This window comes from Rathayibacter sp. SD072 (assembly GCF_017355185.1).
Classification (GTDB): Bacteria; Actinomycetota; Actinomycetes; order Actinomycetales; family Microbacteriaceae; genus Rathayibacter.
Genome location: NZ_JADILJ010000012.1, coordinates 74,942 through 83,696 on the forward strand (window position 1 = coordinate 74,942; position 8,755 = coordinate 83,696).

The window sequence follows — 8,755 nt, forward strand, 5'->3', positions numbered from 1 at the left end:
CGTCTCCTACGGTCGGTCGAGCAAGCGCGCGGGCTCCTCGACGCTGAAGCGGTGCAGCACGGCGTCGTCGACGCCGAGCAGGCGCAGGCCCGGCAGGACCCGCGCGGCGAGGTGGTCGAAGCCGTGCCCGCCGAAGCGGCGCAGCTGGCCCTTGGTCCAGGTGCTGTGCCCGAGGACCCAGCGGCCGTCGGGATCCTCCGAGAGCAGCGCGAGCAGGGCGTCGACCCGCTGGGGGTCGCTCGCGTTCCTGATCCGCCCGACGTGGGAGCCCTCGTTGCCGAAGCACATCTCGAGAACAGCCCCGGCCTGCGAGAGGTCGCGCAGGTACGGCAGCTCGAGGAACTCGTCGACGGTGGTGAACACGACGCGCGACGGATCCACGCCCTCGGCCATCACGTGGGTCAGCACGTCCAGGCCGTTGCGGGCGTCGGCCGCGAGCCGCACGCTGATCGCCGCGCCGGTCGAGGCGGCGGCCCGCGCGGCGGCGGTGAGCCCGAGGCGCTCCTGCTCGCCCTCGGGCGCGGTGAAGGCTCCCGTGGTGCCCATCAGCCCGAGCAGACCCGCGCGGTAGGAGGTGCCCGGGATCGCCTCGGTCAGAGCCCGCTCGAAGAGCGCGGTGCGCGCGTCCACGTCGAGGTCGAGGTACCACGACGGGAGCAGCCGGGGCAGGTACGCGCCGTAGCCGGCGACGATCGCGACTCCGCTGCGCTCGGCGAGCTCGGGGAAGCGGTCGCGGTCGGGCCCGAAGCCGAGCGAGCTGAGATCGACGACGACGCTCGGCGCGGACGGGGTGCGCAGCTCGTCGACGAGCAGGTCGACGTCGTCGAGGCGGAGATTGTCGGCCAGCGCGAGCTGGCTCCAGCGCAGGGCAGCGGCGAGCTCGGCGGTGACGGGCTCGTGCGGATCCAGCTGCTCGACTCCCGGGCGCTGCAGAGCGCTCGCGTCGGTGAGCAGGTGCTCGTGCATCGAGACGCTGCCGACCCCCTCGGGGTCGACCGGTCCCAGAACGGTCTGGATCACCATGCACGCCTCTCCCGCGGCACCGCACCGCTGGATCCAATGTACAGCAGTGTGGATCCAGAATACGGGCGCCGTCGGCCGTGAGACTGAGGTTCTTCTCAGGTTGACGCGTCACGCCTCTCCTAGAATCGACTCCAGCAAGGGGAGTACTCCCGTCTGCGGTGAGCCCGTCATTACGGATGCGACTGAGCATCCCGGGCCATCGGCTCCGCCTCGGAAGGCCATCAGGTCGCCGGCGGAGTGGAGGAGACCTTGGTGTCGTCCACCGAACCCCTTGGAGCACCTCCGTGCAGATCACCCCCGCCGTCTGGCTCATCACGATCGCCGTGACGATCGCGTTCTTCGTCTACGAGTTCTTCGTCCACGTGCGCAAGCCGCACGAACCGACCATCGGCGAGTCCGCCCGCTGGTCGGCGTTCTACATCGGCCTCGCGCTGCTCTTCGGCGTCGGGATCGGCGTCGTCGCCGACTGGCGCTACGGCGGCGAGTACTTCGCCGGCTACCTGACCGAGAAGGCGCTGTCGCTCGACAACCTCTTCATCTTCCTCATCATCATGAGCGGCTTCGCGGTGCCGAAGAAGTACCAGCAGAAGGTGCTGATGATCGGCATCGTCATCGCGCTGATCATGCGCGGAGCCTTCATCGCCGTCGGTGCGGCGCTGATCGAGAACTTCTCGTGGGTCTTCTACCTGTTCGGCGCCCTGCTCTTCGTCCTCGCCTACCAGCAGATCAAGGGCGACCACGGCGACCCGTCGAACAACGCCTTCATGCGCCTGGTGCGCCGCATCCTCCCCGTCACCGACGAGTACCACGGCGACAAGCTGACGGTGAAGAAGGGCGGCAAGCGCTTCGTCACCCCGATGCTGCTGACCATCGTCGCGATCGGCTTCATCGACCTCGTCTTCGCGCTCGACTCGATCCCCGCGATCTACGGCCTGACCAGCGAGGCGTACATCGTGTTCACCGCGAACGCCTTCGCCCTGATGGGACTGCGCCAGCTGTTCTTCCTCATCGGCGGACTGCTCGAGCGCCTCGTCTACCTCAGCCAGGGCCTCGCCGTGATCCTCGCGTTCATCGCCGTGAAGCTCGTGTTCCACGCCCTGCACGTCAACGAGGTGCCGTTCATCAACGGCGGCGAGCCGCTGCTGTGGGTGCCCGAGATCCCGATCTGGTTCTCGCTCACGTTCATCGGAGCGACGATCGCCGTCGCCACCGTCGCGAGCCTCCTCAAGACCCGCGGCGACCGGGGCAAGGCCGACCGAGCGAGCGTCGAGGGCGAGCCGATCGAGACCGCGAAGGACGTCGAGTCCCGCACCGACGCGTAGCACTCCGCACCGTACCCAGCGCCGCCCGGGAGGCTGTTCCTCCCGGGCGGCGCTGCGTCGTCAGCGCTCGAGCACGAAGTCGACCGGTGTCGACACCACCCCGTTCGCCTGGACCGTGACGGAGTGGGCGCCCGGGTAGTGCCTCCGCGTCGTGATCTCGCGGAACGAGTGCGTCCGGGTCACGGTCGCGCTCTCGCCCGCGGCGAGGCGCCGGGTCGTGAGGCGGAAGGTCTTGTGGCGCACCGAGCCGTCGGCCCGCTGGAACCCGATCGAGTAGTCGATCACGACCGTCGCCTCCGTCCCGCCCTCGTTGACGATCTCGGCCGAGATCCCGACCGAGCCGCCCCAGGGCACGGCGTCGACGGAGAGACGCGGCCGGCCGACCCGCAGCAGCCCGCCGTCGAAGCCGGCGAGGACGAGCGCGGCCGGGCGGCCCTTCTTCAGCAGGGTCCTGAGTGCGTGGCGCACCACCCGCTGCGTGTTCGCGTCCGGATGCGCCGACCAGTCCGCAGCCGTCTCGATCACGATCTCCGGATCGACGCGACTGAGGTCGTTGAGGTGGTTGGCCGTCGAGCGGCGCACGTACTCGGACTCGTCCCGGTAGGAAGCGTCGAGGATCCCCCGGGTCGCGCGCGGGTGCGCGAGCAGCCACGGCACCCGCTTCGCCCAGGGCAGGAAGGCGCGCGAGCCCTCGGTCGCGAGCCGCCGCACGTGCTCGTTCTCGTGGTCCGTCCAGGCGAGCATCACCGCGAGCGCCCGCTCCGGCCGGGCGATCAGCAGGTCGCGGATCGCGAACTCGCCGGTCAGGCCGACGGTGAGCCGTGCGAGGAGCGCGAGCGCCGCGTCGAAGTCCTCGGCCGAGCCGCTCTCGAGAGCGCGCGCGGTGACGAGCTCGGTCACCGGCCAGATCATCCACCCCTCGAGGAGAGGCTGCTCGACGAGATCGAGCACGAGGCTCTCGACGGCCGGGAACCCGGCGGGCAGATCGCTCAGCAGCGCGTCGCGCACGAGGTCCACGCGCTGCCGGAGCCGGAGGCCGTCCAGCGATCCGCTCACCGCGGCGAGCGCCGGCAGCTCCCCCGGGCCCGCCGTCCGGATCGAGGCCGCCAGCCGCTCGACGACCTCCGGGCCGATCAGGTCGTCCATCGCGCCCATGACGCTCCCTCCGTTGCTGTCCTGCACGACATCGTTCCAGGTAGGATCCCCGGGTGGACCAGGAGCGCGCGACCGACCGGACCACGACTCCCGTTCCCGCCGACTTCCCGTACCGCTCCGCCCTGCTGGCCGATCTGAGTGCGCTGATCCTGCTCTGGGAGTCCCCCACCCTCCAAGCCCAGATCCTCGCGAAGACCGGCGAGTCGCTCGATCAACCGTCGCACCAGACCCTCCGACATCTGCTGGCGTGGGGGCCGATGCGGCCGACCGCCCTCGCCGAGGCTCTCGGGACCGGCGCCTCCTACATCAGCAAGATCGTCGGCCGGCTCGAGGGAGACGGGCTCGTGGTCCGGACGACGGATCCCTCCGATCGCCGCGCGAACCTGATCAGCCTGACCGAGGCCGGTGAGGCGGCCGCACGGGGCGTGTACGCGCTCGGCGACAGGATGATCGCCGAGGTGCTCGAGGACTGGTCCGACGACGACGTCCGCCGCTACACCGAGCTGACCGAGCGCTTCGTCGCCGACGCGATCGCCTCGGCGGCCCGGATGCGCGAGCGCGGGCTCCTCCCTCCCGACCGCTCCCGCTAGCGGGGCACGACCGCCGCCACCAGCACCGGAGCTCCCGGCACCGTGTCGAAGCTCCGGATGCGCTCGAGCCCGCGGGTGCTCAGCCGCTCGACGACCTCGTCCCTGGTCAGCGTGCCGCCGCCCGTGAGCGTCGCGAGCCACGCGTCCGCCGCGCGCAGCCGCTCGTCGGCGACCGGCGGGAGGGTGCCGAGCACCAGCAGACCTCCGGGCCGCAGCGCTGCCACCGCCCGGTCGAGCGCTCGGTCGACGATCGCGTCGGGCAGGAACGGCAGCGGCATCCAGACCAGGTCATAGGCGGAGTGATCGCTCAGCTCGGTCACGTCCTCGCGGCGGAGCAGCACGCGGTCGCCGACGTGCGGGTCCGCCTCGGCCAGGAGCGCGCGGGCGATCCCCAGCGGGCGTTCGGCGATGTCGATCCCGACGACGTCCGCCGACGGCATCCCCTCGGCGAGCGCCGTCGCGATCGCTCCGATGCCGGTGCCGACGTCGAGCACCCGGGTCGGCGTGGCGACTCCGTAGGCGGGCGCCACCGACTCCAGCAGCACACGCGCCATCAGAGCGGAGGAGCGGCCCTGGGCGATCATCACGTCGTCACCCAGATCCGACCACGCCCGCACGGTGCCGCCCGCAGCGGCCGCGGCCTGGCTCAGACCGCTGACGAGGCTGCCGCTCCTCGCGCGGCGCCCCTCCCACAGCTCCGTCAGCGCCGACTCCGCGTCGGGAAGGGCGTCCAGCACCGCGGCCCTGGCGGGATCCAGCGCGAGGGCCTCAGCGGGAGTGGCCGCGCGCTCGTCGCTGAGCGTCGACGCGAGCGCCGCTGTCACGAGGGCCGAGATCCGCAGCTCGGCGAGGATGCCGGAGGCTCCCGGTGCGCCGGTCATCCCCCGTCCTCCTCGTGCAGGTGACGGTCGAGGGTCATCCAGTTCTCGCGATTCAGCCGGGCCGCGCCGTCGACGTCGCCGTCGCGCAGGCTCTGCACGATCGCGCGGTGCTGCTCGACCGAGTCGCGTCCGGCCAGCGAGCCGAAGCGCCGGCGCTCGGCCCGCCGGATCAGCGGAGTCGCCTGCTCGAGGACGTCGTCGATCATCGCGTTGCCGCTGAGGCCGGTGAGCACTCCGTGGAACGCGTCGTCCGCGCGCAGCGCGCCGTCGACGTCGCCGGTCTCGAGCGCCCGCGCGAAGTCGGTGTTCGCCGACTCCATCTCCGCGAGCGACTCCGGAGTGACGGACGGGCCGGCCAGGCGCGTCGCGAGGTCGTGCATCGAGGCGGCGATCTGCTGGGCGTCGGTGATGCTCTTGCCGGTGGCGGGCGTGACGATCGTGGCCCGTCCCGGCTTCGCGCTGACCAGCCCGACGCGGGCGAGGCGGAGCAGCGCCTCGCGGATAGGAGTCCGACTGACCCCCAGCCAGGCTTCGAGCTCCTGATCCCGGAGGCGCTCGCCCGGTTCGAACGTGCCGTCGACGATCGCGTCGCGCAGCGCCTGGTAGACGTCGTCCCGCAGGAGGGATCGGGGGGTGACGGCGGTCGTCTTCGGGATGGGCATGCAGCGACGATAACACCCAGCGATATATTGTATGCCGTGAAACCGAGTGCTGATCGTCATTCGGCCACCGTCGCCGCTGGTCATTCCTTGACCGCGAGACGGGTGTCGAGCGGGCAGCAGCACCGCGACGAGGCGTCCTGGAGGGGTCATCGCTCCTTCTTCAGGGGAGTCGTGGACGGGGCCGGCCCGCCTCGGAGAGCGTGCCGGCCCCCCGGGATCTTCAGCGGGTCGCGCGCACGGCGTCGAGGATCAGGTCCGCGACGGCGTCCGGCTCCGAGACGGTGACGGCGTGCGAGGCGTCGATCTCGACCGCGTGCGACTCCGCGCGGGCGGCCATGAAGCGCTGCGAGTCGGCCGGCACCGCGAGGTCCTGACGGGTCACGAGCGTCCAGGACGGGATGCCGCGCCATCCGGCACGCGTGGCGGCGTCCTCGAGGGCCGCAGCGGCGATCGGACGCTGGGTCGCCGCCATCAGAGCGGCGGTCTCCTCGTCCACGTCGGCCGCGAAGACTTCGCGGAACCTGTCCTGCTGGATGTAGAGGTCGTCGCCCGAGAAGCCCGCGGCCGAGAACGGGACGGGAGTGAGAGCCGGGCCGAGCTCGCCGCCAGGGAACCTCCCCGCGAGGTCGCCGGTGCTCTCGCCCGGCTCGAGCAGGAAGCTCGCGACGTAGACCAGGGCCCGCACGTTCGAGGCGCCCTCGGTCGCCTCGCTCGCGACGGAGCCGCCGTAGGAGTGTCCCGCGACGACGACCGGTCCCTCGATCGCGTCGAGCACGGTGCGGAGGTACTCGGCGTCGGCGGCGAGCCCGCGCAGCGGATTGGCGACCGCGAGGACGGGCAGCCCCTCGGCGCGGAGCCGGGCGACGACCCCGTTCCAGCTCGACGACTCGGCGAAAGCGCCGTGGACGAGCACGACAGTGGGGTGGTCGTCCTCAGGGGCGAAGGCGGTGGCGGACATGGTCTCTCCTCGGGTGTGGAAGGGGTGTTTTCGGATGCAATATATTGCATGTAGGAAGAAGAAGGCGAGAGGCCGCCGAGAAATTCCCGATCGGTCAGATCGTCCCGCGATCAGGACGGGGCGGCGCTCAGGCCGCCCGGATCTCGAGCCGTGCGATGCGGCCGGCCGTCTCGGTGACGTCGAAGGCGAAGCGCAGCGGCCCGCCGGGGAAATCGCCGTCGACGGAGGCGAGGAGTCGTCCGCTCTCGAACGACATCGGCGTGATCACCACGCGGGGCTCGATCTGGTGCACGGTCAGCCACTCGCGGATCCGGTCCTGAGTGTCGTAGGTCGTCCCGTCGTCGATGACGACGGCATCGGCCGCGAACACCGCGACCAGCGCCTCGGCGTCGTGGGCATTGGTGGCGGCGACGAACTCGTCGACGGCGTCCGGGAGGGTGATGGTGCTCATGATCGTCTCTTCTCTCGTCTCGGGGGGGTTCCGAGCTCGACTCTAGCAGGTTTACTGTCCTACACGACAGTAAATGTCCTCCCATGGTCGAGTAGCCCCGAAGGGGCGTATCGAGGCCCCTCCACCGGAACGTGGATCTCGATACGCCCCCTCCGAGGGCTACTCGATCAGCAGGAACGGCTCCCCTCCCGCTGGTCGAGTAGCCCCGAAGGGGCGTATCGAGACCCCGCCACCGGCACGCGCATCCGCGCCAGTCCGTCGAGGAGGTCCTCGAGTGGGTGCACCGCGAGAAGGGCGAGCGGAGGTTCGAGCTGTTCGTCGAGACCCTCGACCGCGCGCAGACACGGGAGTCGGGCTGGATAGACCACGGGAAGCGGATCCGCCTCGCGGGAGACTTCCACCCGGCGGGCACGACGACCACGATCACCTTCTCGGCGACCCGAACCGAGCCGGCGTCAGTCGATCCGGAGCGGATCGACCGAGCGATCGACGTCGACGACCTCGCGCCGCAGCTCCTCGGTCGCCTCCCGCTCCCCCTCCACCGACGCCACCCGGAGCGTCACGCGCTCGACGGGCACGACGGTCCTGGTGATCCCGATCCGCTCCTCGTGCAGGATCAGGACGACCGGCTCGACAGGAGCGGCCGCTCCGTCATCCGGCAGCGGATCGTCGCCGGGCAGCGGCTCCCGCACGAGTCGGATCTCCTCGCGGCGGACGTCGACGGTGATCGTCCGCTGCTCGGTGACGACGACGCGCTCGAGCCGGACGCGCTCGGTCGCGAACCGCCGCGTCGAGACGACGAGTCGCTCCTCGTGCAGAACGACGGACGGAGGGGTCTCGGGTGACGTGCTCATGCGAGGAGCCGGGAACAGGAGTGCATGGTCTCTCCGATGCGAGGAGCGAGCCGGCCGCGGGAGCGCCGGCGGAGAAGGGAACGGCCGGCCCCGCTCGAAGGAGCAGGGCCGGCCGGAGGAGTGCTGTCGGCTCAGACCGCGCGGCGGGCGCTGGTCTTCTGACCGGTCTGCTGCTTCGCGGCCTCGGCGGCACGCGAGGCCTGCTCCGTCACGGACGGGGCCTTCTTCGCCTCCTGCTGGATCTTGGGAGCCTCGGCCTCGGCCTTGGTGAGGATCGCCTCCCAGCGCTGCTGCATCGGCTTGATGAGTCCGCCACCGGCACCGACGATGATGACGCCGGCGATGATCGCGAGCACGGCGATGAGGATCGGCGTGGTGACGGTCGTGGCGACCTCGATCTGGTTCAGGGCCGCGGTGGCGCCGATGAACAGGATGAAGACGGCGACGATGTTGCCCAGGAGCTTGCCGTAGGACAGGCCGCCGAGGGTGTTCTGGATGAGGCCCTTCGCGCCGGCCGCGATGGCCGCGGCGATCACGATGATGATGATCGCGACGATGATCTTCGGCAGGAAGCCGATGATTCCCTGGAGCAGGTCGCTGACCGGGTTGGGTCCGAAGACACCGAACGCGAACTGGAGCACGAACAGCACGAGCGTGTAGTAGATGATCTTCGACACGATGTCGGAGGCGTCGAGCTTCGAGTTGGCGAGCGCCTTCTTGATGCCGCCGCGCTCGACCGCGCGGTCGAAGCCGACCTTGGTCAGCAGGCGCGAGAGGCCCTTCTCGATGAGCTTGGCGACGATGAGGCCGACGATGAGGATGAGCAGGAAGAGCAGCGCGAGCGGGACGAACGCGATGA

Annotated in this window: 10 protein-coding genes; 2 read left to right on the top strand and 8 right to left on the bottom strand. The window is 70.7% G+C overall.

Translation table 11 applies throughout. The features are described 5' to 3' along the window. Positions 1-6: 6 nt before the first annotated feature. Positions 7-1,023, bottom strand: a complete 1,017-nt coding sequence (locus IOC53_RS07105) for a hypothetical protein (protein ID WP_207403808.1) — start codon at positions 1,021-1,023, stop codon at positions 7-9. A gap of 284 nt (positions 1,024-1,307) precedes the next feature. Here IOC53_RS07105 and IOC53_RS07110 point away from each other — a divergent pair, with 284 nt between their 5' ends. Next, a complete protein-coding gene (locus tag IOC53_RS07110) occupies positions 1,308-2,345 on the top strand; it encodes a TerC family protein (RefSeq protein WP_207403810.1) in 1,038 nt (345 codons plus the stop codon). A 60-nt stretch (positions 2,346-2,405) separates the two neighbouring features. On the opposite strand, the gene IOC53_RS07115 is transcribed toward IOC53_RS07110, so the two are convergent. After that, positions 2,406-3,527, bottom strand: coding sequence for a DNA alkylation repair protein (locus IOC53_RS07115; RefSeq protein ID WP_307786096.1), 1,122 nt, complete (start codon positions 3,525-3,527; stop codon positions 2,406-2,408). A 26-nt stretch (positions 3,528-3,553) separates the two neighbouring features. Here IOC53_RS07115 and IOC53_RS07120 point away from each other — a divergent pair, with 26 nt between their 5' ends. Further along, a complete protein-coding gene (locus IOC53_RS07120; protein WP_307786097.1) occupies positions 3,554-4,090 on the top strand; it encodes a MarR family transcriptional regulator in 537 nt (178 codons plus the stop codon). Here the strand turns inward: IOC53_RS07120 and IOC53_RS07125 are convergent. From IOC53_RS07125 to IOC53_RS07150, 6 genes are all read right to left on the bottom strand, one after another. Further along, positions 4,087-4,971, bottom strand: coding sequence for a class I SAM-dependent methyltransferase (locus tag IOC53_RS07125; RefSeq protein ID WP_207403812.1), 885 nt, complete (start codon positions 4,969-4,971; stop codon positions 4,087-4,089). The genes IOC53_RS07120 and IOC53_RS07125 overlap by 4 nt on opposite strands. Beyond that, positions 4,968-5,633, bottom strand: a complete 666-nt coding sequence (locus IOC53_RS07130) for a GntR family transcriptional regulator (RefSeq protein ID WP_207403814.1) — start codon at positions 5,631-5,633, stop codon at positions 4,968-4,970. Before IOC53_RS07130 ends, IOC53_RS07125 begins: the two co-directional genes overlap by 4 nt. A gap of 220 nt (positions 5,634-5,853) precedes the next feature. Then, positions 5,854-6,591 (bottom strand): alpha/beta fold hydrolase, encoded by a 738-nt coding sequence (locus tag IOC53_RS07135; protein WP_207403816.1) that lies wholly within the window; start codon positions 6,589-6,591, stop codon positions 5,854-5,856. Positions 6,592-6,718: 127 nt separating this feature from the next. Next, positions 6,719-7,042, bottom strand: a complete 324-nt coding sequence (locus tag IOC53_RS07140) for a nuclear transport factor 2 family protein (protein ID WP_207403818.1) — start codon at positions 7,040-7,042, stop codon at positions 6,719-6,721. Between the two features lie 455 nt (positions 7,043-7,497). Continuing rightward, positions 7,498-7,896 carry a YsnF/AvaK domain-containing protein gene (locus IOC53_RS07145; RefSeq protein WP_207403820.1) on the bottom strand — a complete coding sequence of 133 codons (399 nt, stop codon included), beginning with the start codon at positions 7,894-7,896 and terminating at the stop codon, positions 7,498-7,500. 131 nt (positions 7,897-8,027) lie between these two features. After that, positions 8,028-8,755: hypothetical protein (locus tag IOC53_RS07150; RefSeq protein WP_207403822.1), on the bottom strand; the 728-nt coding region annotated here is incomplete at its 5' end.